At 71.8% G+C, this 22,883-nt stretch carries 17 protein-coding genes; 10 read left to right on the forward strand and 7 right to left on the reverse strand.

Features of this window, described 5'->3' with window-relative positions; genetic code table 11:
• Nucleotides 1–114: 114 nt before the first annotated feature.
• From JFN87_RS02235 to JFN87_RS02245, 3 genes are read left to right on the forward strand one after another with little or no spacing between them, the layout of a single operon-like run.
• Nucleotides 115–345 (forward strand): hypothetical protein, encoded by a 231-nt coding sequence (locus JFN87_RS02235; RefSeq protein ID WP_209338169.1) that lies wholly within the window; start codon nt 115–117, stop codon nt 343–345.
• Entirely contained in the window at nt 345–2,702 is a 2,358-nt protein-coding gene (locus JFN87_RS02240; protein WP_209338110.1) for a heavy metal translocating P-type ATPase, read from the forward strand. The genes JFN87_RS02235 and JFN87_RS02240 overlap by 1 nt, the downstream gene beginning before the upstream one ends.
• Nucleotides 2,699–3,220 (forward strand): copper chaperone PCu(A)C, encoded by a 522-nt coding sequence (locus JFN87_RS02245; protein ID WP_209338111.1) that lies wholly within the window; start codon nt 2,699–2,701, stop codon nt 3,218–3,220. The genes JFN87_RS02240 and JFN87_RS02245 overlap by 4 nt, the downstream gene beginning before the upstream one ends.
• Before the next feature lie 20 nt (nt 3,221–3,240).
• Here JFN87_RS02245 and JFN87_RS02250 read toward each other — a convergent pair whose 3' ends face one another.
• Entirely contained in the window at nt 3,241–4,608 is a 1,368-nt protein-coding gene (locus JFN87_RS02250) for a family 43 glycosylhydrolase (protein WP_209338112.1), read from the reverse strand.
• A 288-nt stretch (nt 4,609–4,896) separates the two neighbouring features.
• Between JFN87_RS02250 and JFN87_RS02255 the strand changes: the two genes are divergently transcribed.
• From JFN87_RS02255 to JFN87_RS02280, 6 genes are all read left to right on the forward strand, one after another.
• Nucleotides 4,897–6,180, forward strand: coding sequence for an ROK family transcriptional regulator (locus tag JFN87_RS02255; RefSeq protein WP_209338113.1), 1,284 nt, complete (start codon nt 4,897–4,899; stop codon nt 6,178–6,180).
• Nucleotides 6,167–7,024 carry an ABC transporter permease gene (locus JFN87_RS02260; RefSeq protein ID WP_209338114.1) on the forward strand — a complete coding sequence of 286 codons (858 nt, stop codon included), beginning with the start codon at nt 6,167–6,169 and terminating at the stop codon, nt 7,022–7,024. Before JFN87_RS02255 ends, JFN87_RS02260 begins: the two co-directional genes overlap by 14 nt.
• Nucleotides 7,021–7,824, forward strand: coding sequence for an ABC transporter ATP-binding protein (locus JFN87_RS02265; protein WP_209338115.1), 804 nt, complete (start codon nt 7,021–7,023; stop codon nt 7,822–7,824). The genes JFN87_RS02260 and JFN87_RS02265 overlap by 4 nt, the downstream gene beginning before the upstream one ends.
• An 86-nt stretch (nt 7,825–7,910) precedes the next feature.
• A complete protein-coding gene (locus JFN87_RS02270) occupies nt 7,911–8,912 on the forward strand; it encodes an aliphatic sulfonate ABC transporter substrate-binding protein (RefSeq protein WP_209338116.1) in 1,002 nt (333 codons plus the stop codon).
• Nucleotides 8,909–10,417 (forward strand): sulfatase family protein, encoded by a 1,509-nt coding sequence (locus JFN87_RS02275; protein WP_209338117.1) that lies wholly within the window; start codon nt 8,909–8,911, stop codon nt 10,415–10,417. The genes JFN87_RS02270 and JFN87_RS02275 overlap by 4 nt, the downstream gene beginning before the upstream one ends.
• 77 nt (nt 10,418–10,494) lie before the next feature.
• The gene (locus JFN87_RS02280; protein WP_209338118.1) at nt 10,495–11,478 is read left to right on the forward strand and encodes a formylglycine-generating enzyme family protein; all 984 of its coding nucleotides are present in this window, start codon (nt 10,495–10,497) and stop codon (nt 11,476–11,478) included.
• Nucleotides 11,479–11,505: 27 nt separating this feature from the next.
• On the opposite strand, the gene JFN87_RS02285 is transcribed toward JFN87_RS02280, so the two are convergent.
• From JFN87_RS02285 to JFN87_RS02300, 4 genes are all read right to left on the reverse strand, one after another.
• Nucleotides 11,506–12,348, reverse strand: a complete 843-nt coding sequence (locus JFN87_RS02285; RefSeq protein WP_209338119.1) for an SAM-dependent methyltransferase — start codon at nt 12,346–12,348, stop codon at nt 11,506–11,508.
• 61 nt (nt 12,349–12,409) lie between these two features.
• Entirely contained in the window at nt 12,410–13,426 is a 1,017-nt protein-coding gene (locus JFN87_RS02290; protein WP_209338120.1) for a helix-turn-helix transcriptional regulator, read from the reverse strand.
• 108 nt (nt 13,427–13,534) lie between these two features.
• On the reverse strand, nt 13,535–15,292 hold the full coding sequence (locus JFN87_RS02295; protein ID WP_209338121.1) for a putative Ig domain-containing protein: 1,758 nt from the start codon (nt 15,290–15,292) through the stop codon (nt 13,535–13,537).
• Nucleotides 15,293–15,542: 250 nt separating this feature from the next.
• Entirely contained in the window at nt 15,543–18,788 is a 3,246-nt protein-coding gene (locus tag JFN87_RS02300) for a lectin (RefSeq protein WP_245178605.1), read from the reverse strand.
• A 292-nt stretch (nt 18,789–19,080) separates the two neighbouring features.
• On the opposite strand from JFN87_RS02300, the gene JFN87_RS02305 reads away from it, so the two are divergent.
• Nucleotides 19,081–20,934, forward strand: coding sequence for a glycoside hydrolase family 76 protein (locus tag JFN87_RS02305; protein ID WP_209338122.1), 1,854 nt, complete (start codon nt 19,081–19,083; stop codon nt 20,932–20,934).
• 77 nt (nt 20,935–21,011) lie between these two features.
• On the opposite strand, the gene JFN87_RS02310 is transcribed toward JFN87_RS02305, so the two are convergent.
• Together JFN87_RS02310 and JFN87_RS02315 are read right to left on the reverse strand one after the other, a co-directional pair.
• Nucleotides 21,012–21,809, reverse strand: coding sequence for an SAM-dependent methyltransferase (locus JFN87_RS02310; RefSeq protein WP_209338123.1), 798 nt, complete (start codon nt 21,807–21,809; stop codon nt 21,012–21,014).
• Nucleotides 21,810–21,912: 103 nt separating this feature from the next.
• On the reverse strand, nt 21,913–22,878 hold the full coding sequence (locus JFN87_RS02315; protein ID WP_209338124.1) for a helix-turn-helix transcriptional regulator: 966 nt from the start codon (nt 22,876–22,878) through the stop codon (nt 21,913–21,915).
• Nucleotides 22,879–22,883: the final 5 nt, after the last annotated feature.

Here is a 22,883-nt window from a genome sequence, read left to right on the forward strand (position 1 = left end):
TACTGATGCGGAACGGGACTCACGGGGCCGCCGGAACAGGTGGTTCACGCGCCTCCCGAACTTGCCGAACCCCAGGCACTTCCCGAACCTCCCCCCGCTTCTCAGGAATCACTTGTGGCGACCTCCTTTCCCGCACCGACAGCGCGCCGCCGCGCAGCGGGCGCACCTCTCTCCGGGCTGCTCCCGCTGCTCGGCTTCGCCGTCCTGCTGGCCGCGGTCTTCACCGTGGCGTACGCCGTCGGCTCCGCCTCCGGGCCCGCCGCCCCCGGCCTGCACCGCACAGGGGGCGGCGGGCCGAAGGGCGGCGGGCCCACAGGCGGGATGGCCGGCATGGGCGGCATGTGATGGCCCATGACACCGCCGGTGCCACCACGCCGGCCACAACGGACCTGACCGTCACCGGGATGACGTGCGCGGCCTGCGTGGCGCGCGTCGAGAAGCGGCTCGCACGCATCGACGGCGTACGCGCGAGCGTCAACCTCGCGACCGGCACCGCCCGCGTCCACCACGGCGCCGACGTGGCGCCCGAGGACCTGATCGCGGCCGTCGAACGCGCGGGCTACCAGGCCGAGGTGCGGCGGCGCCCGAGCGACGGGAGCGCCCGGAACGACGGGACAGACGAGACGTACGGCGCGACCGGCGCGCGGGCGGACGACGAGCGTGCCGCACGCACCCGCCTCCTGCTGACCGCGCTGCTCGCCGTCCCCGTACTCGTGCTGTCCATGGTGACCGGGCTGCAGTTCCGCGACTGGCAGTGGTTCTCCTTCGCCCTCGCCGCGCCCGTCGCCACCTGGGGCGCCTGGCCCTTCCACCGTCGCGCGCTGCGCGGGCTGCGCCACTCGGCCGCCACCATGGACACCCTCGTGTCCCTCGGCGTCGCCGCGTCCTTCGGCTGGTCCGTGTACGCGCTGTTCGCCGGGGGCGCCGGTGATCCTGGCATGCGCATGCCCTTCTCGCTCGCGCCCGCCGCGGGCCCGGACACCCCCGGACTCTACCTGGAGGCCGCGGTCGGCGTCCCGTTGTTCGTGCTGCTCGGACGGGCCCTCGAAGGGCGCGCCAGGCGGGGCACGGGGGCCGCGCTGCGGGCGCTCGCCACCATGACCGTCAAGGAGGCGAGCGTCCTCGACGGCCGGGGACGCGAACACCGCGCCGCGGCCGAAACCCTGCGAGTGGGCGATCGGTTCGCCGTGCGTCCCGGCGAACGCGTCGCGACGGACGGAGTGGTGACTGAGGGGCGCGGCGCCGTCGACCTCTCCCTCGTCACGGGGGAGAGCGAGCCCGTCGAGGTCGGGCCCGGAGACGCCGTGACCGGCGCCGCCGTCAACGCCGGTGGCCGCCTCGTCGTACGGGCCACCGCGGTCGGCGAGGACACCCGGCTCGCCCGTATCGCCCGGCTGGTCGCCGACGCCCAGGCGGGCAAGGCGCGTGCGCAGCGCGTGGCGGACAGCGTCGCCGGGGTGTTCGTGCCCACCGTCGTCGCGCTCGCCGTCACCGTCCTCGGGTTCTGGCTCGGCGCGGGCGCGTCCCCGCACACCGCGGTCACCTCGGCCGTCGCCGTCCTCGTGGTCGCCTGCCCGTGCGCGCTCGGACTCGCCACCCCGACGGCCCTCCTCGCGGCGACCGGCCGCGGCGCCGGGCTCGGCGTACTCGTCTCGGGCCCACGCGCGCTCGAAACGCTGCGGCGCGTCGACACGGTGGTGCTCGACAAGACGGGCACCCTCACCACCGGGCGCATGTCGGTCCTCTCGGTGACGGCCGACCCGGCGGGCTTGGACGAACCGGACGTGCTGCGCCTGGTGGGAGCCGTCGAGCACGCCTCGGAGCACCCGGTGGGCCGCGCCGTCACCGCCCACGCGCGCCGCCGGCTGCCCGGGGCCGAACTGCCGCCGGCCACGGACTTCGCCGCCACCGCGGGCTCGGGCGTGCGCGGCACGGTCGAGGGCCGCCGCGTGGTGGTGCGCAGCGCGGAGGGCGACCTGCCGGAGGGACTCGCGCGAGCGCGGGACGCGGCGGCCGCCCGCGCCCACACGGCCGTGGTCGCCGTCGTGGACGAGCGGCCCGAACTGCTCATCGAGATCGGGGACGTGCTGCGCCCCTCCGCCTACCGCGCCGTCGAGCGGCTGCGCCGCCTCGGCCTGTCCGTCGTCCTCGCCACGGGGGACGGGCAGGGCCCGGCGCACGCCGTCGCCGGCAGGCTGCGTGTCACCGAGGTGCACGCGCGCCAGAGCCCCGAGGACAAGGCGCGGCTCGTGCGGGACATGCGCGGGCGCGGGCAGCGTGTCGCCGTGGTCGGTGACGGCGTCAACGACACGGCAGCGCTGGCCGCCGCGGACCTCGGCATCGCCATGGGCGGCGGCACGGACGCGGCCATCGGCGCCGCCGACGTGACGCTCGTGCGCGAGGACGCCATCGAGGCCCTGGTGGACGCCGTCCTGCTGGCCAGGCGGACGATGGCGACCGTGCGGGGCAACCTGCTGTGGGCCTTCGGGTACAACGCGGTCACCCTGCCGCTCGCCGCACTCGGGCTGCTCGCCCCGACGATCGCCGCCGCGGCCATGTCCGCGAGTTCCGTCCTCGTCGTCGCGTCGAGCCTGCGCCTGCGCACCTGGCGGCCGGGGCCGCGCCGGACACCCCGCGCGGCGCTTGGACCACGCGCGTACGCGGGCCCAGGGAGCGCGGCCGGGCGCGGGGGCGCGCGATGAGCGACGCGAACCGGCCCCGGGCGCTGCCCGCCGTGGACAGCGCACGCGCGGCGGCGCGCGGCCTGCGAGCCCTCGCGGTCCCTGTGCTGTGCTGCGCGCTCGCGCTCCTCGGCCTCACCGCGTGGTCGAGGAGCGGTCACGCGGCGAGGCCCAGCCACGTGACCGTCTCCCAAGGGACCGTCTACCGGCCGCTGCTCGGCGCGCGGACCACCGCCGCGTTCTTCCGGATCGACAACACGGGCCCCACGGACGACACACTCATCTCGGTGACGTCACCCGCCACAGGACCGGCCGTCCTCGCCAGGACGGTGACCGCGCACCACGCCGGGACGATGCGGATGGGCGGCACCCTCCCCGTCCCCGCGCACGGCACGGTCCGCATGCACGCCTACGACCGGGACGTCATGGTCCGGCTGCGGCGTCCCCCGCGCTTGGGCGAACACATCGCGTTCGTACTGCACTTCGCGTACGCGGGGGACGTCAGGGCCGACGCCGTGGTGATCCGCCCGGGCAGCTGAGCCCCATGTCCGCCGGTCCGTCAGCGCTTCCTGCGCTCCACGTACAGGCGGCCGTCCCGCCGCCCGGTCCACTCCAGCCGCACGACTCCGGCCGCGGCGCCGTCGTCGACGCGTGAGGGATTGGACCAGTAGCCGGCGTTGGGGTTGCGGAAGAACGTCGACCAGAGGCCGCCGTGGTGGTCCTCGAAGATGTTGTTGTGCCCGGTGCCGACGCCCATGGTCCAGCGCTCGGAGTACGGGCCCTCGAACGTGTCCGATACGGCGACGACCGCGTCGTACTGGAACTGCGTGCGGCCCGCGCCGCCGGTGTCGTAGGCCTGCCGCACCGTGCCGTCGGCGTTGACGGACGTCCAGTCCCACGCGCTCTGGACGAGGTAGTACTTGCCGCCGTACTTGAACACGTACACGCCCTCGCGGTACGGCTCGGGCGAGTACGGGTGCTGCTGGAACGTGGGCAGGTTCGTGCTGGGGACGATGTCCTCCATGTCCTCCCTGAACTTGGCGTACAGGTCGTTGTGGAGCACGAGCCAGGCGTCGTCGCCCTCGGAGTACATGCTGCCGTCGATGTGGTGGTAGGCACCGGGCTTGATGAACTTCGGCCCACCGATGAACGAGTCTCCGAAGGGCTTGTCGACGTTGCCCTCGATGAGCCGGTAGGGGCCTTCGACGCCGCCGTCGCTCACCAGCATGAACGAGCCGACCAGTTGGGAGTGGTCGCCCATGCAGGCGACGATGTACCAGGTGTCGCGGAAGCGGTGGATCTCCGGGGCCCAGACCTCGCCGCGCTTGCCGAACTGGTCGTCGTGCCAGTACTCCTGCCACGGCGCGACGACCGTGCGCCCGGACTTGTTCTCGTCGGTGAACTCGGGCGACCACACCTTGCCGCGCTCGGCGCCCGGCCGGATCCCGGTCGTGTCGGCGAGCTGCCACGGGCCCTTGATGGAGCGGGCGGTCCACACGAAGATGCCGTCGTTCCATGGGGCGGCCGCCTCGAGTCCCGGCATGCGGGTGGTGCCTGTGGCGACGTAGAGCGGGCGGCCGTCGACGCGGAAGCAGTTGACGTAGAAGTCCCGCATCCAGACCCGGCCGAGCTCCTCGTCGCGGGGCCGCAGTTCGAGCGGGAGGATGTAGGAGTTGTCGTCACGCGGCCACAGATCGAGCCGGGTGTCGGCGAGGCCGTAGGGCTCGGGGTCGGGCCAGTTGGACAGATGGCGGCCCTTCGACGCGCTTTTCGACGCGGCGGGCGCGGCGGACGCGGCGCCGGGCGCGGCGGACGCCGACGCGGGCGCCGCCTGGGCCGCGGCGGTGGGCAGCGCCACGGCCGCTCCCACGCCCGCCATACCGGCCAACAGGGCGCGTCGGTGGAACCCGCTCTCTGTGCTGGTCATCAGTCACGTTCTCCTTTGTCGGCAGTCCCTGGTCGGCACGGCGCACAGCATGTGTACGGCTTCTTATTTCCGTCAACACACCGGACGAATAATCCGTGACACCCCGTACCTCGAACCTTCGGCGTACCAGAGTGTTTGCGCAGGTCCCGCGATCTGCGGGCAGACCGAACGACCGTGTCACGATTGGATAACGGCGCAGAGGCGGCACTCGAAGCGCCGCCGCACTTCTTCGTGCCTTTTTCTGTCGGAGTGTTGACGGAATTTCCCCGCCTCCCTACGTTGACCGGCATGCAGTTGCCCACCGGAGTGCACGTACTGGTCAGGCGCACCCACGAGGACCGTGTGATGCGTGCCTTGCAGGAGAACGGCGCCATGAGCCGCGGCGAGATCGCCCGGGTCGTCGGCCTGTCGCGCACCACGCTTTCCGAGATCACCGGCAGCCTCCTCCAGCGGGGCGCCATCGTCGTCGTGGACACCGACGCCTCACGGCGCGCGGGCAGCGGGCGGCCGGCCGAGCGGCTCGCGCTCGACCCGGCGTCGGCGCAGTTCATGGGCGTCGACTTCGGCCACCGGCGCGTCCACGTCGTCATCGCCGACGCCTCGCACGAGGTCATGGCGTCCGACGCCGTGCGCTACGACGGCTCGGCGTCCTGGGCGACACGCACCGAGCTGGCGCTCGGTCTCGTCGACCGGCTGAGCGCCGAGTCGGGCATCCACTTCGGCGCGATCCAGGGCATCGGCATCGGCGTGCCAGGGCCCTACCCGGCCCCTGACGGGCCCGCCGGTTCCGCCGGGCCGCGCGCCGCCTCGAAGGCGCCGGTGCTCCGTCCGGCACCGGAGGGCGTCGACGTGGCCTTCGCCGAGCGGTTCCACGCGCCGGTCATCGTCGACAACAACACCCGCCTCGCCGCGCTCGCCGAGGCGATCAGCGGCGCCGACAGCGTCGCCGACCTCGTGTACGTGCGCCTGTCCGACGGCGTCGGCGGCGGGCTCGTCGTCGGCGGCCAGCTGGTCACGGGCTCGGCCGGTCTCGCGGGCGAGCTCGGGCACGTCACGGTGGAACCGGCAGGACGGCCGTGCCGGTGCGGCAAGCGCGGCTGCCTGGAGACCGTGGCCTCTGTGCCCGGGATCCTCGCCGCCTGCTGGCAGTTCGGCCTCCAGCTGGAGAACCTCCAGGACCTCGCCGAGGCCGTGGCCGCCGCGCACCCCGTCGCCGACCGGGTGCTGCGCGAAGCGGCCGCCGCGCTGGGGCGCGTCATCGGGGCGGCGACGATGACCCTCAACCCCGCCAAGGTCGTCATCGGCGGCGAGATCACCCGGCTCGCGCCCGTCCTCGTGGAACAGGTCGCCGCCACGCTCGCCGCCGAACTCTTCCCCGTCGCGTCGGCCGGCCCCGTCGTCGAGGCGGCGCGGCTCTCGGACGACGACGGCGCCATCGGAGCCCTCGCCGCGGTCTTCCACAACTCGCCCCTGCTGGCGGGATATCCGGAGAGCACCGACGTGAAGGAGGCGACCGATGCCCCCGACGCACCCAACTCCACCACCGAAGGAGCCGCCCATGTCCGTCCTTGACCAGCAGGGCGCCGAAGCCACGGCCGAGGAGGCGCCCGCGGCGGCCGCCACCACCGACGCGGGGGAGAGCGCCGGGAACGCGCCGCGGCCGCGGCCGCGCAAGAGCGCGCTGTTCCTCGCCCTGAACGCCCTGTCCATCGCGCTGGGCATCGGGCTGTGGTGGGCCCTGGCGGCCGCGGGACTCAAACTGCCGACACCGCCCGAGGTCATATCCAAGGCCGGGACGCTGATCGGGAACGGGACCTACGCCAAGGACGTGTCCGCGAGCCTGATGCGCGTGGTCGCCGGCTTCGCACTGGGCACGGCAGTGGCCATCCCCGTGGGCTTCCTCATGGGCTGGTACCGCGTGCTGCGCAGCCTGATCGAGCCGTGGATCCAGTTCTTCAGGACCATCCCGCCACTGGCGATCATCCCGCTGGCCATCGTGGTCATGGGCATCGGCGAGACGCCGAAGATATTCGTGATCTTCCTGGCCTCGTTCCTCGCCTGCGTCATCTCGACGTTCCAGGGCGTGGTGAACGTCGACCGCACACTCATCAACGCCGCCCGGGTGCTCGGCGCCAAGGACACGACCATCTTCGCCCGCGTCGTGGTGCCCGCGTCCACACCGTTCATCCTCGTGGGCATGCGGGTGGGCCTCGGCTCGTCCTGGGCGACCCTGGTCGCCGCCGAACTGGTCGCGGCCCAGCAGGGCCTCGGCTACCGGATGCAGAACGCCGAGCTCTACTACGACCTCCCGACGATCTTCGTCGGCCTCATCTCGATCGGGATCCTCGGCCTGCTCATGGACCGGCTCCTGCTCCTTGCGGAACGCAAGCTCACCGGATGGCAGGAACGCCGATGACCAGCAACGCGGCCAAGATATCCGTCCAAGGCGTCACCAAGACCTTCGCGCTGGGACGCGACACGTTCACCGCGCTCGACAACCTCTCCCTCGACATCGCGGACAACGAGTTCGTCACCGTCGTCGGCCCCTCCGGCTGCGGCAAGAGCACCCTGCTCAACATCCTCGCCGGCCTCGACGAGCCGACCACGGGACGCGCCCTCGTCGACGGCTCACCGGTGTCAGGACCAGGTCCCGAACGCGGTGTGATCTTCCAGCAGTACGCCCTCTTCCCCTGGCTGACCGTCCGGCAGAACGTCGAGTTCGGCTTGCGGACCGCGGGCGTGCCCAAGGCCGAACGCCGAAAGCGCGCCGAGCACTTCATCGCCCTGGTGGGTCTCGAACAGTTCGCCGACGCGCTGCCCAAGACGCTCTCGGGCGGCATGCGGCAGCGGTGCGCCATCGCCCGCGCGTACGCCGTCGGCCCGTCGATCCTGCTGATGGACGAGCCGTTCGGAGCGCTCGACGCCCTCACTCGCGTCAAGCTCCAGGAACAGCTCCTCGACACCTGGAGCAAGGAGAAGCGCACCGTCCTGTTCATCACGCACGACGTGGACGAGGCCGTCTTCCTGGCGAACCGGGTGATCGTCATGGCCGCACGGCCCGGCCGCATCTATGACGTCGTCGAGGTCGGCGCCCCCGCGCGCGACGAGGACTTCCGCCTCAGCCCCGAGTTCACCGCGCTGCGCAACCGCGTGTGGCACTCCGTCTACCACCAGGACGGCCGCACCGCCGCCCCCATGCCGTCCAAGACCCACTGACCGCTCCCCGCACTGACCGCTCCCCGCACTGACCGCTCCCCGGACTGACTGCTCCCCGGACTGACTGCTCCCCGAAGGACACACCCATGCGACTCACGACCTCACACCGCGCGTTGGCCGCCGCGGTGGCCTGCCTCACCGCCGGCGCCCTGCTGACCGCCTGCGGCGGCGACTCCTCCGGTGGCAAGGGCGGCGAGAAGGTGCGTGTCGGCTACATCGGCGACTTCAACGGCACCAGCCTGATAGCCATCGCCGACGCCAAGGGCATGTGGGCCAAGCACGGCCTCTCGGCCGACACCAAGGTCTTCACCAACGGCCCCCTGCAGATCCAGGCCCTCGGTACGAACAACCTCGACCTCGGCTACATCGGCCCCGGCGCGATGTGGCTGCCGGCGTCCGGCAAGGCCAAGGTCGTCGCGATCAACACGCTCGGCGACGCCGACCGCGTCATCGCACAGCCGGGCATCACCTCGATGAAACAGCTCAAGGGCAAGACGGTCGCCGTGCCCGAGGGAACCTCGGGGGACATGATCCTCACCCTCGCCCTGAAGAACGCCGGCATGACGAAGAAGGACATCAAGACCGTCCCGATGGACCCGTCGACCATCGTCTCGGCGTTCTCGTCCAAGAAGGTCGACGCCGCGGGCTTCTGGTATCCGGCCGCCGCGACCATCAAGAAGCAGGTCCCCGGCATGGTCGAGCTGGCCAAGGACTCCGACTTCTCCCAGCAGGTCGCCTTCCCGACGGCGTTCGTCGCCGGCAACGACTTCGTCTCCAAGAAGCCGAAGGAGGCGAAGAAGGTACTCGCCGTGCTGCGTGACGCCATCGCCTACCGCTCCGCGCACATGGACGAGTCCATCAAGCTCACCGCCGACAAGCTCGCCATCCCCGAGGACCAGGTGAAGGCGGACGCCTCCAACAACAAGGTGCTCAGCCTCGGCAAGCTGGACACACTGACCAAGAACGGCACCATCGACAAGTGGCTGACCGGCCTGAACGACTACTTCGTCCAGGCGGGCAAGCTCAAGAAGCCCGTCGACCCGAAGACGTACTACACCGGCGACCTCTTCACCGGGGCCGGCAAGTGACCCGTACCGCCCCCGCGGGCCAGAACATCCTCTTCCTCATGACCGACCAGCACCGTGCGGACACCCTCGGCTGCTACGGCAACCCGCTGGCGCGCACCCCGGTACTCGACGAACTCGCCGCGACCGGCACCCGCTTCGACCGCTGGTACACCCCCACCGCGATCTGCACCCCCGCACGGGCCAGCCTACTGACCGGCCAGGCACCCTTCCGGCACAAGCTGCTCGCCAACCGCGAGCGCAACGTCGGCTACATCGAGGACCTCGCCGACGACCAGTTCACCTTCTCCCGTGCGCTGCGGGAGAAGGGCTACAACTGCGGCCTCATCGGCAAGTGGCACGCAGGCAACCGGCGCACCGCCGCCGACTACGGCTTCGACGGGCCCGAACTGCCCGGCTGGCACAACCCGGTGGACAACCCCGACTACCTCGACTACCTCGCGCGGCACGACCTGCCGCCCTACCGGATCAGCGACCGGGTCCGCGGCGTCCTGCCGAACGGCGGCCCGGGCAACCTGCTCGCCGCCCGGCTGCACCAGCCGGTGGAGGCCACCTTCGAGCACTATCTGGCCACCCGCGCCATCGAGAGGCTGGAGCGGTACGCCGCCGACGCGCGCGAGCGTGAGCGGCCGTTCTTCCTCGCCCTGCACTTCTTCGGGCCGCACCTGCCGTACATCCTCCCCGACGAGTACTTCGACATGTTCGATCCGGCGGACGTGGAACTGCCGGCGTCCATCGCGGAGACCTTCGACGGGAAACCGCCCGTGCAGCGCAACTACAGCGCGCACTGGACCTTCGACACCATGCCGCTCGAACAGACCCGCAAACTCATCGCGGTCTACTGGGGCTACGTGTCGCTGATCGACAGGGAGATCGGCCGGGTCATGGAGGCCATGGAGCGGCTCGGGCTCGTCGATGACACCGCGGTGTTCTTCACCTGCGACCACGGCGAGTTCACCGGCTCCCACCGGCTGCACGACAAGGGCCCGGCGATGTACGAGGACATCTACCGCACGCCCGGCCTGCTCCGGGTGCCGGGAGCGCCGGGCGGCGTCGTGCGGCGCGAGTTCGTCTCCCTGCTCGACTGCACGGCGACCATCCTCGAACTCGCGGGAGTGGACGCGAAGCCCGCGGTCGACTCGCGCAGCCTGCTGCCGCTCGTCCACGGCGACGAGGTGGAGTGGGACGAGGACATCGTCTGCGAGTTCCACGGCCACCACTTCCCCTACCCGCAGCGGATGCTGCGCGAGGACCGGTACAAGCTCGTCGTCAACCCGGACTCCGTCAACGAGCTCTACGACCTCCTGGACGACCCCGACGAGCTGCGGAACGTCTACGCCGACCCGGAGCACGCGGAGGTACGCTCACGGATGATGCGCCGGCTGTACGGCGTACTGCGCGAGCGCGGCGACAATTTCTACCACTGGATGACGTCGATGTACGAGGTGGGAGAGGTGGAACACGACCCGACCCTCAGCGGACTCGACGAATCCACCTACCAGGCGTAGCACGGCGGCGCACTGCGCGGGCCCGGTACCGCGCGGTGCGGGCGCCCCGCCGGGCACGCGACCGAGGACCACGAACCATGACCAGCGAGCACCACCCCTGCTGCACCCCGGCCGCCGCACCGGCCGATCCCGCCGCGTCCGCGCAGGCATCACAGGCACCACAGCGGATGCCGGAAACCCCCGCCGGAGCCTTCAACAAGCGCGGGCAGGTACTGCTGACCGGCGGCGAGTTCGCCATGGGCGACGGCTTCGGCGAGGGGTACCCCGCCGACGGCGAGACGCCCGTCCACGCGGTGCGTCTCCCGTCGTTCCACATCGACGCGACCGCCGTCACCAACGCCCACTTCGCCACCTTCGTCAAGGCCACCGGCTACGTGACCGACGCGGAGCGCCACGGCTCCTCCGCCGTCTTCCACCTCGCGGTCGACGCGCCCTCGTCCGACATCCTCGGCACCGCGGCCGGAGCGCCCTGGTGGCTCAACGTGCGCGGCGCCCACTGGCGGCGCCCCGACGGCGGGCGCTCCGACACCACGGGCCGCGACAACCACCCCGTCGTCCACGTCTCCTGGCACGACGCCGCCGCCTACGCCAGGTGGGCCGGCAAGCGCCTGCCCACCGAGGCCGAGTGGGAGTACGCCGCACGCGGCGGGCTGTCCGGTCGCCGCTACCCCTGGGGCGACGACCTCACGCCCGGCGGGCGGTGGCGCTGCAACATCTGGCAGGGGCGCTTCCCCGACGTCAACACGGCCGAGGACGGCTACCTGACCACCGCACCGGTCAAGGCCTACCGCCCCAACGGCCTCGGCCTGTGGAACACCTCGGGCAACGTGTGGGAGTGGTGCGGCGACTGGTTCTCGCCCACCTACTACGCCGAGTCCGTCACCGACGCGCCGCGGGGCCCGCAGGCCGGGACGGCACGGGTCATCCGTGGCGGCTCCTACCTGTGCCACGACTCCTACTGCAACCGCTACCGGGTCGCCGCACGCTCCTCCAACACCCCGGACTCGTCCTCCGGCAACATGGGCTTCCGCTGTGCCAACGACAAGACGCCGGCCACGTGACGGGCTGAGCCCTGGCCCCCGGGGCGCTCAGCCTTCGGCCGCCGCGCGCTTGACGCCCACGCCCGCCCAGAACGGCGTCAGCGCCTCGTCCAGGGTGTCGTCCTCCCGTCCCACCTCCACCAGGGCGGGACGCCAGCGCTGCGGCACGACGATGCCCGGTTCGAGGAGGTCGAGGCCGGCGAAGAACTCGGCGAACTCCTCCCTGGTGCGGCCGTGCACCTCGGAGCCCGTGCCGCGGAAGCCCTCCGAGACATCATCGAGGGGCGCCATGTGCGTGAGGACGACATGGCTGCCCGGGGCCAGCGCGTCGACCAGATGCTTCACGACCGTGTACGGGTCGCCCGGCAGCCAATGCAGCAGCGCGCACATGCTCAGCCCCACCGGCCGGTCCAGGTCTATGGTCTCCCGCAGCAGGGGCGACGCGAGGACGGTGTCCGGGTCGGTGACGTCGGCGTCGATGTACGCGGTCGCCCCCGCCGGGTCGCTGGTGTGCAGCGCGCGCGAGTGCGCCAGCACGATCGGGTCGTTGTCCACGTACACCACGCGGCTCTCGGGCGCGACGCCCTGCGCCACCTCGTGCAGGTTGGGGGAGGTGGGGATGCCGGTCCCGATGTCTAGGAACTGCCGTACGCCTGCCTCGGCGGCCAGGTACCGGGTCGCGCGGTGCATGAAGATCCGGTTGGCGAGGGCGATCGGCCGTGCGGTCGGGACATTGGCGATGATCTTTTCGGCCTGCTTGCGGTCGGCCGGGTAGTTCGTCTTCCCGCCGAGGAGGACGTCGTACACGCGCGCCGCGTGCGGCCGGTCCGTCTTCAGATCGATCGGCCCGTACCCCTGGCCCGTGCGGCTGTTCGTGTCCCGTGTCGACAACGGATTGCCTCCCTGTGGTTCTCAACCTGCCAGGACACTAGCCCCTTTGGGGCTGCCCCCGTCAGAGCCAGCCGCGTGCGGCCGCCTGGACGCCCGCCTGGAAGCGGGTCGACGCGTCGAGCAGCCGCACGATCTCCGCCACGCGCCGCTCCACGGTGCGTTCCGTGACGTCGAGGGCGCGGGCGATGCTGCGGTCCTTGGCGCCGCTGGCCAGCAGGCGCAGTATGGCGAGGTCGCGCGGCGAGAGCGGGTGCCTGCCGCCGCCCGCGGTGTCTTCCGCGGCCGCGTCGCCCGCCGGGGCCGGCCGCTCGGCCGGGGCGGCCCTGCCGACCGGGGTGGCCCGGTTCCACAGCGCCTCGAACGCGAGCTTCAGCGCGTCCAGCACGGGTGAGGGCCGCACCAGCAGGCGGGTGGCGGCGTCGTCCCCGGTGAAGCTGATCGGGATGACGGCCAGCTCGCCGTCGGCTATCAGCATCTTCATGCGGATGTCCGGGAGTGACCGCGCCTGCTCGCCCACCGCGAGGTAGCGGTCGAGCAGCCGGAGGGCGCCTGGCGCCGCGAGCGTGGGGGCGTGGTAGATGCCGCGGTAGGTCACGCCCCGTGCCAGCGCCTGGAGTTCGTTGGTGTTGAGCGTGCCGGGCGACAGGTAGGGCGGGGCGTCGATGATGCACACCTCGTGGCGGGCGCCGAGCTCCAGCCTGGTCAGCGTGTGAAGTACGGCGTCGGCGCCGTCCAGCACCTCGATGAGGTCGCCCGGCTGGGTGCCTGCTGCGACCTTGGCGCGCAGCGACAGCTCGCGGGCCTGGGCGCGCAGGTCGTCGAGTACCTGGTGGTGGTGGAGGACCAGCGAGTCGAGCGCGACCTCGGGCGGCGCGGCCACGTAGCGCGCGGGCCGGCCGATGAGCCGGTTGGCGAGGCCGGCGGACGTGAGCCGGGAGAGCGCGGTGCGCACCCGCGGCGCCGTGATGCCGAGGGCCTCGGCGATGCCGGGCACTCCCGCGTGGGCGTGGGACAGGAGGTGGAGGTAGACGTCGCTCTCCACCGGGCCGAGCCCGACCGGCTTCAGCAGATGGGTCATGGAGCGGCACCTTACGGCTTGTGCGCGAGACCGGATGGGCCCGCGGCGGCCGAGTAAGCCCGCGGCGGCCGCACGTTCGGGTCGTGCGTGCCGCCGCGGGAGCCTGGATCAGATCCCCTGGTAGACGACCCAGGGGAACGTGGTCGAGCCGGAGGCGCCGTCGGCGTCCGCGGCCTTGACGGTGACGGAGTACGTGCCGGCCCGGGTCGGCGTGCCGGAGGCCGCGCCGGTGGAGCTCATGGTGATGCCGGGCGGCAGGCCGGTGGCCGAGTAGGTCAGCGGCTCGTTGTTGCTGTCGGTGGCCTGCATCTGGAGCGGGAAGGCCGAGAAGCCGGTGAAGCCGAACTGCTGCCCCGGGTTGGTGACGGTGACCGTGCCGCCGCCGCCCGATCCCCTGACGGTCCAGGTGAACGAGGCGGTGCCGGTCTTGCCCTTGCTGTCCTTGGCGGTGAGCGTGGTGTGGAAGGTGCCCGCCGCGGTGGGCGTTCCGCTGACCGTGCCCGTCGAGGAGTCGATCGACAGTCCGCCCGGCAGACCGGAGGCGGACCAGGTGTACGGCGCGGTGCCGCCGGAGACCGAGTTCTTCAGCGGTGTGATCGCCGTGCCGGCCGTGGCCGTCTGCGCACCCGGGTCGGCGACCTTGAGGTCACCGGTCGGAGGCGGCTGGTTGCCGCCCGGGGTGAACGCGCCGACGCCTTCGGGCGTGCCGAGGCCGGTGGGGCCGTCCCAGCCGGTGCGTGCGGAGCACATGGGCGAGCCGCAGCCGCCGTTGTTGCCCGAGGTCACGTCGTTGAGCCGGCCGGTGTGCGCGTACGGGTAGGAGGCCGGGTTGCCCTGCGCGCCCGGGGTGCCGGCGAGCGCGTACATGGCGGTGATCAGCGGGGTGGCCAGGCTGGTGCCGCCGTACTGCGCCCAGCCGCTTTGCCCGTAGGTGTCGTAGATGGCGAGACCGGTCTGCGGGTCGGCGACGGCGGACACGTCGGAGTTCGCCTCTCCGCGGCAGCCGGTGTTGACGTTCGCCTGCCAGGCCGACTGCGTCTCGTAGGCCGAGCAGCCGGAGCCCGCGCCGCTCCACACGGACTCGCCCCAGCCGCGCGCGCTGGAGTCGCGGCGCAGTGAAGTGCCGCCGACCGCGAGGGTGTTGGTGGCCGAGGCCGGGTACTGGGTGCCGCCGTTGTACCCGTTGTCACCTGTGGCGAAGGCGAACAGCACGCCGGGCACGTCCCAGTGGCTGTCGCTCTGCGTCTGGCCCGAGCTCTCGGAGGAGCTGTAGGAGTTGGAGACGAACTTGGCGCCGAGACTCACCGCCTGGTCGACCGCGGTGTACAGGTTGTTGTCGTTGTTGTCGTCCGCCTCGACGAGGAGGATGTGGCACTGCGGGCAGGCCGCGGACACCGCGTCCAGGTCGAGCGAGATCTCCGCCGCCCAGCCGCTGTCGCCCTTCGGGTACGAGGTACCGCCGCGCTGGTTCACCTTGCTGAAGCAGCCGTTGTCCGTGGTGCAGGCGGGCAGTCCGTACTGGCTGCGGTAGGTGGCCAGGTCCGACTCGGCGTTGGGGTCGTCGTAGGCGTCGACGATCGCCACCGTGGCGCCCTTGCCGGCCTGGGGCAGGTCGTAGGCGGCCTGGATGTCCGAGGGGCCGTAGCCCGAGGGCGCGACCTTCTGCAGGCCCTTGTGGCCCTGCACGCTCGTGAGCCGTTCCGCCCAGCAGTTGGCGTGGCCCGCCTGCGGGGTGGCGCAGGCCGCCGGCTGGACCGACGGCTCGCTCGCCGACGCGCTCGCGGGCAGCAGGGCGAGCCCCGAGGTGGCCGTCGCCAGCGCGACGGCCGCGAAGCCGGCCAGTCTGGGTATGAGTCTGGGCTTCATGGTGTCCTCTCCATGGGGGGCGCCGAAGGTCGTCGGTACGGTGGCGCCGCTTGGGGAGGCGGGCGCCACCGGACCGGCCCCATCGGCGGTGGGCGGACGGCACCCTAGGCCCGTCGCACGGGGCACCACAGCGGAGAGATCCGACAACGTCGGGAACCCGACAGAGATTCGGTCGGAAGCGGGGCCGCGCAGGCGGATGCCCGCCGGCCGTGGTGCGGCCGGCGGGCATCCGGGGTGGCGTGGCGGCCGGTCAGGCCGGCAGCGTCCACTTCTGTGCGGCGCTGTTGTTGCAGGTGTAGATCTGCAGCTGCGTGCTGTTGGCGGTCGACGAGTTCGGGTCGTCGAGGCACAACCCCGAGTGCGTGTTGATCAATTGGCCGCTCGTCGTGGCCCGCCACTGCTGTGCGCCGGTGCCGTTGCAGTTCCACAACTCCACCGGTGTGCCGTTGGACGTGCCGCTGTTCGACACGTCGAGGCAGCCGCCCACGACCCGCAGCGTGCCGTCCGCGCCGACGGTCCAGTCCTGCGCGCCGCTGCCGTTGCAGGTGTAGATCTGCACGGGGGTGCCGTTGGCGGTGCCCGCCGACTTGTCGTCCAGGCACAGGTTCGAGCCCACCCCGGCGGTGACCGCGCCCGTACGGGCGGCAGGGGCGGCGGGCAGGGTCCAGTTCTGCGCGCCGCTGCCGTTGCACGTGTAGATCTGGAGCCTGGTGCCCTCGGTCGTGGAGCCGCTGGGATCGTCGAGGCACAGCCCGGACTCGGGGTTGACCAGTGAGCCGTTCGCCCCCGTCTGCCACTGCTGGGCGCCCGAGCCGTTGCATCCGTACAGCTGGACCTTGGTGCCGCTCGTCGTCCCGGAGCCCGTGACGTCGAGGCACTTGCCCAGGGTGCGCAGGGTGCCGTCGGTCGCGATCACCCAGTCCTGTGCCGCCGTGTTGTCGCAGCCCCAGATCTGGATCGCCGAGCCGTCGGACGTCGACGAGTTGGCGTCGTCGACGCACTGGCCGCCGGCCGACTCGATGGCCCCGACCCGCGGCTTCACGGGTGCGGCGACGTCGCCGCCGTACGACGGCGGAGCGGCGGCCGAGCCCGCCGCCCAGGCGGTATTGGCACTGGTGGACAGGGTGTAGCTGAGGGTGCCGCCGTCGGTGATCGCGGTGGCCGGCGCGTAGGCGTTGTTCCACGCGGACCCGTTGAACGTCGCCGACTGCACGTAAGGGGCGTTGTCCGCCGCGCCGTTGCCGTTGATCGTCAGGGTCTTGCCCGAGGGCAGCGTGACGACGGCCTGCGTGAACACCGGCGAGCCGAGAGCGAGGTCGGACGTGCCGGGCGTCATCGGGAACATCCCGAGCGCCGACCACACGTACCAGGCGCTCATCGCGCCCAGGTCGTCGTTGCCGTCGGCGAGACCGCTCGGGCTGTTGGCCCAGATCTGGTCCTGGACCGACCGAACCGTCGACTGCGTCTTGTACGGCTCACCGGTGTAGTCGTACTCCCACGGCAGCTCGATGCTGGGCTCGTTGCCGACCCACGCGTAGCCGTTGGCTCCCGTGTAGCTGCGCAGCACGCTGTCGAGGTAGTGGTTCATCGCCGTGTCGCCGCCCTTGGCGGTGGCGAGCCCGGCCACGTCGAACGGCACCATGCCGGTGTAGATCCATGAGTCGGCCTCGACCATGTCGGTGCCGCTGGTCGGGTCGAAGCCGTTCACCCACGTGCCGTCGGCGTCGCGCGGCTCGACGAAGCCGGACGACGGGTCGAGGGTGCCACGCCAGTCCTGGGCGCGGTTCGCGTACGTGTGCTGGTTCGCGGTGTCGCCGAGCGCGCCGGCGAACGCCGACAGGGCGAAGTCGGCCGTGTTGTACTCCAGCGTCGTGGCGACGGGGCCGTAAAAGTTGCAGCAGCCGTAGCTGCCGTCGTGCGGCTCGTAGCCCGGCGCGTTCAGGTAGTTCAGCCCCGGCCGGTCGTTGTTGGCGGTGCTCGCCTGCTTGACCAGGTCGGACAGGGCGGCCTTGGTGTCGAAGTCCGTCGCGCCGAACGCGTGGTAGTCGGCGATGATCGCGGCGGCCGGGTCACCCACCATCACGTACGACTCGCCGTTGTCCTCCGACCACTTGGGGAAGATGCCCGTCTGCGCGTAGTCGTCGACCATCGACTGCGCGGTGTCGGACGCGGCCTGCGGATCGACCAGCGCCTCCAGCTGCGCCTGGGAGCGGTAGATGTCCCAGCCCGAGTAGTTGGCGTACGCCGCGCTGTGGCCGGAGTCGACGGTGTGGGTCCTGCCGTCGAAGCCGTAGTACTGCCCGTTGGTGTCGCTGATGACGTTGGGGTGCAGCAGCGAGTGGTAGAGCGCGGTGTAGAAGATCTTCTGCTGGTCGTCGGTCCCGCCGGCGATCTTCACCTTGCCGAGCGCGGAGTTCCAGGCGCTCTGGGCGGCGGCGCGGGTGCCGTCGAAGTTCCAGCCGGGGTTCTCCACGGTGCGGTTGGCGACCGCGTTCGCGACGGAGACGTAGGAGACGCCGACCTTGGCCTGGACGACCGGGTCCGAGCTGGTGTCGAAGGTGACGTGTGCGCTGGACGCCGCGGCGTCGGGCGACGCGGACTCGGCCGCCGCCGAGTTGTGGGCCTTCGGCATCGTGCCGTGGAGCGTCGGCCGGTTCGCCTTCTCCGGCGCGTTCTTGGACGCGCGCTTCGTGGACTCGGGGCGCAGGGTCCCCGCGGACTTCGCGGCGGCGGTTCCCTGGTCGGTGAACGGCTTGTCGAAGACCATGTCGAAGTAGACGGTGTACGTGTTGCCCGCGCCGCAGAAGTGGCCGCTGGTGACCTGGCCGCTCACCTCGGTGCTGGAGACCACGTTGAATTGCGTCGAGGACGCGCCGTTCTGGCTGCCGGAGAGCTTGAACAGGAGGTTGGCCCGGTTCGTCGACGGGAAGGTGAAGCGCGCCATGCCGCTGCGGGTGGTGGCGGTCAGCTCGGTGGTCACCTTGTTGTCGAGCGCGACCTTGTAACTGCCTGCCGAGGCCGACTCGTTGCTGTGCGAGAAGGAGTCCGTCGCCGAGTTGTCCACGGCGCCCACGGTCGGCAGCACCGGCACGTCCCCGGCGGCCCCGCAGCCGGGCCCCGCGATGTGGGTCAGGCTGAAGCCGGTGATCGACGAGTCGTTGTACTCGTACCCGCCGCCGGGCGGCCGCGACGGCGTGTCGGGACTCCACTGCACCATGCCGAACGGGACATCGGCGCCGGGGAAGTCGTTGGCCTGGTTCGAGGTGCCGATGAACGGGTTCACGAGGGACGCGGGTGACGTGACGAGCGCGGCGGCCTGCTTCGCGGCGGCGTGCCCGGCGGCGTGCCCGGCCGCGGGCGCGGCCTGGGCCGGTATCGCGAACGTGCACATCAGCGCGGCGCCCGCGCCGGCCGCGAGGAAGCCGGTGAGGCGCCGGTGGCGGGGGAGCGATCTGCGGCGGCGCGGGCGAGTCGCACCCGCGGAAGGGGGATTCATGGATTTCTCTCCTGGGGGTGAGTGGTGCTCCATGCAAGGGAGACAACGTTGTCAGGTGCCCAACGTGGAGAGCGCTCTCGGCAACGTAGCCAGCGGGCGCAGGCGCGTCAATGGTCCGCGCAAATGCCTTGCCCCGGCGCATAGTTGACCACGCAAGCAGCACGGGCCAGGCCTGCGCGGTGGCGGTCTTGACGGGACATGACAACGGTGTCTCAATACCGGGAGGACGCCGAAGGGCGCCAACGCCGAAGCCAACGTCGACGCCAACGGCCCGCGGACGATGGGGGATCTCATGACAAGAACCCGGTTCGTGCCCCTCGCACTGCTCGCCCTGCTCGTCGCCTGCCTCCAGTCCCTCGCCCTCTCCTCCGCCCAGCACGCGCACGCCGCGACGCAGGTCTGCGCCCTCTACTGCGACACCCGCGACCCCTCCCAGGCGCAGGCCGAGACGTTCCCCGTCCCCAACAAGGAGGAGAACGGGCGCCGCATCGAGCTGCACGTGTCCGACCCCGACGGCATGGCCTGGGCCAGCATCGACGACGGGAAGCTCAACGACTCCGTGTGGCTGGACCGTTCGTGGGACGGCGGGAAGACCTGGGACGGGCTGCTCGGCAAGGCGTCCATCCCGTCCACCTGGACCGGCACCCGCACGCTCATGTACAACCTCTACGACCCCACCAACCACCGGCGCGCCGTGCTGCGCGCCTGCGGCGACGCCCAGGGCGTGGCCTGCACGAACTGGGCGCACCTCGGCGTGTGCGCCGACCGCTGCGACGGCGCGGCCCCCGGCTCCGGCACGGGCGACACCCAGCCGGTGCCCGCGACGACCTTGAAGGGGCGCGTCATCGCCCTGCACATGGACGACGCGGGGATGGCGTGGGCGACCCTGCGGGGCGGGGCCGCGGGGGACGAGGTGTGGCTCGACCGGTCCTGGGACGCCGGCGCGACCTGGCCCGACGGCTCCTCGATGTCACGGACGAGCGTCCCCGCGGGCGCCACGTCGAGGACCACCGACGAGATCAACACGTCCGATCCGCTGGGCCGGTTGTACGGGGGCGCGGTCCGCGCCTGCGGCCGTGCCGTCGACGGGCAGAACGGCAGCTGCACCGCGTGGGCCAGGCCGGCCACGTCACGCCCCGCGGCGGCGGCGGACGCGCTGATGTGGTCCTACGACCCGGGGACCGCCTACTGGAAGTCCAGCTGGTGGAACTCGGCGGTCGCCCTCGCCACGGTCATCGACTACATGCGGCAGACAGGCGACACCACGTACGAGTGGATCGTCGACCGCAGCTTCGAGATCAACAAGGGCAGCTTCCCTGCGGGCGCCCGGAGTTCCGACCCGATCGAGGGCGACTTCATCAGCCGCGCCACGGACGACACGGAGTGGTGGGCGCTCGCCTGGATCGACGCGTACGACCTCACCGGCGACGCCAAGTACCTGGACGAGGCGCGGACCATCGCCTCCTACGTGAACGGCTACTGGGACTCCACCTGCGGTGGCGGTGTGTGGTGGGACCGCGAGAAGACGTACAAGAACGCCGTCACCAACGGCCTCTACGTGCGCCTCGCGGCCGAGCTGCACAACCGGATCCCCGGCGACACACTCTGGCTCGGCCGGGCGTCCACGGCGTGGAAGTGGTACGTGTCCAGCGGGCTGATCAACTCGTCGGGGCTGGTCAACGACGGCCTGAACACCTCCACATGCCAGAACAACGGGCAGACCGTCTACTCCTACAACCAGGGGCTCGCGATCGGCGCCGGGGTGGAGGTGTGGCGTGCCACGCACGACGCCTCGGCGCTGGCCCAGGCCCGGCGGCTGGCCGACGCGGCGATCGGTTCACCCGCGCTGACGACGGGCGGCATCCTGACCGACAGGTGCGACGCGGCCACCTCCGACTGCGACGACAACGCCAAGCAGTTCAAGGGCGTGTTCATGCGCTACCTGCAGGACCTCGACGGCGTCACGGGCGGTGCGTACCGCTCCTTCGCGACGAAGCAGGCCGACTCGATCTGGTCCGCCGACCGCGACACACTGGGCAGGCTCGGCGAGCGGTGGTCGGGCGCGACGTCGTCGGACCATCCCAACGCGAGGGACTGGCGCACGCAGGCATCGGCGCTGAGCGCACTGCTCGCGGCTGACGGCTGACGGCTGACGGCTCGCCGGTCGCGGCTGACGCCTCGCCGGTCGCGGCTGACGTCGTGCGCGCCGCATGCGCACACGTCTCAGCGGGTCTTGCGCGCCACACCGCCGTAGAAGCCGATCTCCTCGGAGCCCTGCGGCGGTGTGGCGTCCGGACGCCAGAACGGCACCTGCACCAGGCCCGGCTCCACGAGCTCGAAGCCGTCGAAGAACCGCTCCACCTCGGAGTGCGGCCGCAGGTTCAGCGTGGCGGTGGCGCGGGTGTAGACGGCCTGAGCCTCGCTGCGGTCGGCGAAGTCGCCGGTGGCGTGCGACAGGACGAGGAAGCTGCCCGCGGGCAGCGCGTCGCGCAGGGTGGCGACGACGCCCGCCGGGTCCTCCGCGTCCGTGAGGAAGTGCAGCACGGCGATGAGGAGCAGCCCCACCGGCTGGTCGAAGTCGATGAGCCGGCGCACCTCGGGATCGTCCAGCACGGCGGCGGGCTCACGCAGGTCGCCGAGCGCGACGCCGGTCGCGCCCGAGTCGCTGAGCAGCGCGTTGGCGTACGTGTTCACGATCGGGTCGTTGTCGACGTACGCGACCCGCACGTCGGGTGACACCTCGTGCGCCGTCTCGTGCACGTTGGGTGAGGTGGGAAGTCCCGTGCCGATGTCGAGGATCTGGCGGATGCCGCTGTCGACCACGTACCTGACCGCGCGCCGCAGGAAGGCCCGATTGGCCTGCACGCCGACGCGCACCTCCGGTGCCGCGTCGACGAGTTGGTCGCCGGCCTCGCGGTCGAGCTCGTAGTTGTTCTTGCCGCCGAGCAGGTAGTCGTAGATGCGGGCCGGGTGCGGTTTGCTGGTGTCGATGTCCCCGGCGCGGAAGCCCCTGTGCGTCACGTTGCGCTCCTCTCGACGACTGCGACGGCCCGTGTCCGCGACCGGCTGACGGCAGTTTCGCACACCGGTCGAGCACGGCCCGCGCGCAGGCCGGGCCCCGGCCTCACAGCCAGCCGCGCCGTACCGCCTGTGCTCCGGCCTGAAAGCGGCTCGTGGCGCCGAGGCGCGCCACCAGGTCGGCGGTGCGGCGGCGCAACGTGCGCTCGCTCACGCCGAGTTGGCGCGCCAGCGCCTCGTCCTTGAGCCCGGCGTTCAGCAGCGAGAGCAGCAGCCGGTCCTCCTTCGCGAGACCCTCGGTGTCCGTGGACTGCGCGGCGCCGAAGGCCTGCACCCCCTGTTCCCACTTCGCCTCGAAGAGCTCGCTGAGCGCGTCGAGCAGGCGCGACTGGCGGACGAGTACGGCGGAGGCCCGCGTGCCCAGATCGCTGGCGGTGAGGGGGAGCACGGCCGCCCTGCCGTCCACCATGACCATCTTCAGCGGCACCCTCGGCACGAGCCGCACCTGCTCGCCCATGGCCGCCGCCTCCTTGATGGACGCGGCACGCTCCGGCACGTCAAGCGCCTCCGTCGCGTACACCGCCCGTATCGTCACACCACGCGCCAGCGCCTCGTACTCGACATCGGACGGCTTGGGCGAACTGGCCAGGTAGGGCGGCGAGTCAAAGGCGAGCACCTCGCGTTCGGCGCCGAGCATCAGCTCGCCGAGGCGCGCCGTGACGGCCGCCGCCCCGTCGATGACCTCGACCAGCTGGTGGGGGTCACCCCGCATGGCGCGCTCGTGGTACTCCGCCGCGTAGGCCTCCACGGAGGATGCGGCGCCGTCGAGTTCGGCCTGCCGCGCGCGGATCAGCGCGGTCAGGCCGCGGCGCGGGTCGACGGCCGTGTAGCGGGCGGGACGCCCGGCGGAGGTGGCGAGGCCGGCGGCGACGAGCCGGTCGAGCACGCGCCGCGCGGCCGCGACGGACGTGGCCTGCCGCTCGGCCAGCTCCCTGCTGGTCAGCCGCTGCCGCCGCAGGAGCAGCCGGTAGGCGTCCTCCGACGCGGTCTCGGGCCATACCGGCTCAAGCACGCTCA

The organism is Streptomyces montanisoli (genome assembly GCF_017813245.1).
GTDB lineage: Bacteria > Actinomycetota > Actinomycetes > Streptomycetales > Streptomycetaceae > Streptomyces > Streptomyces montanisoli.

Excerpts from the sequence above, each read along its gene's own strand:
- JFN87_RS02240 (WP_209338110.1), top strand. The coding sequence starts at position 345 with ATGGCCCATGACACCGCCGGTGCCACCACGCCGGCCACAACGGACCTG.
- JFN87_RS02245 (WP_209338111.1), top strand. The coding sequence starts at position 2,699 with ATGAGCGACGCGAACCGGCCCCGGGCGCTGCCCGCCGTGGACAGCGCA.
- JFN87_RS02250 (WP_209338112.1), bottom strand. The coding sequence starts at position 4,608 with ATGACCAGCACAGAGAGCGGGTTCCACCGACGCGCCCTGTTGGCCGGT.
- JFN87_RS02255 (WP_209338113.1), top strand. The coding sequence starts at position 4,897 with ATGCAGTTGCCCACCGGAGTGCACGTACTGGTCAGGCGCACCCACGAG.
- JFN87_RS02260 (WP_209338114.1), top strand. The coding sequence starts at position 6,167 with ATGTCCGTCCTTGACCAGCAGGGCGCCGAAGCCACGGCCGAGGAGGCG.
- JFN87_RS02265 (WP_209338115.1), top strand. The coding sequence starts at position 7,021 with ATGACCAGCAACGCGGCCAAGATATCCGTCCAAGGCGTCACCAAGACC.
- JFN87_RS02270 (WP_209338116.1), top strand. The coding sequence starts at position 7,911 with ATGCGACTCACGACCTCACACCGCGCGTTGGCCGCCGCGGTGGCCTGC.
- JFN87_RS02280 (WP_209338118.1), top strand. The coding sequence starts at position 10,495 with ATGACCAGCGAGCACCACCCCTGCTGCACCCCGGCCGCCGCACCGGCC.
- JFN87_RS02290 (WP_209338120.1), bottom strand. The coding sequence starts at position 13,426 with ATGACCCATCTGCTGAAGCCGGTCGGGCTCGGCCCGGTGGAGAGCGAC.
- JFN87_RS02295 (WP_209338121.1), bottom strand. The coding sequence starts at position 15,292 with ATGAAGCCCAGACTCATACCCAGACTGGCCGGCTTCGCGGCCGTCGCG.
- JFN87_RS02300 (WP_245178605.1), bottom strand. The coding sequence starts at position 18,788 with ATGAATCCCCCTTCCGCGGGTGCGACTCGCCCGCGCCGCCGCAGATCG.
- JFN87_RS02305 (WP_209338122.1), top strand. The coding sequence starts at position 19,081 with ATGACAAGAACCCGGTTCGTGCCCCTCGCACTGCTCGCCCTGCTCGTC.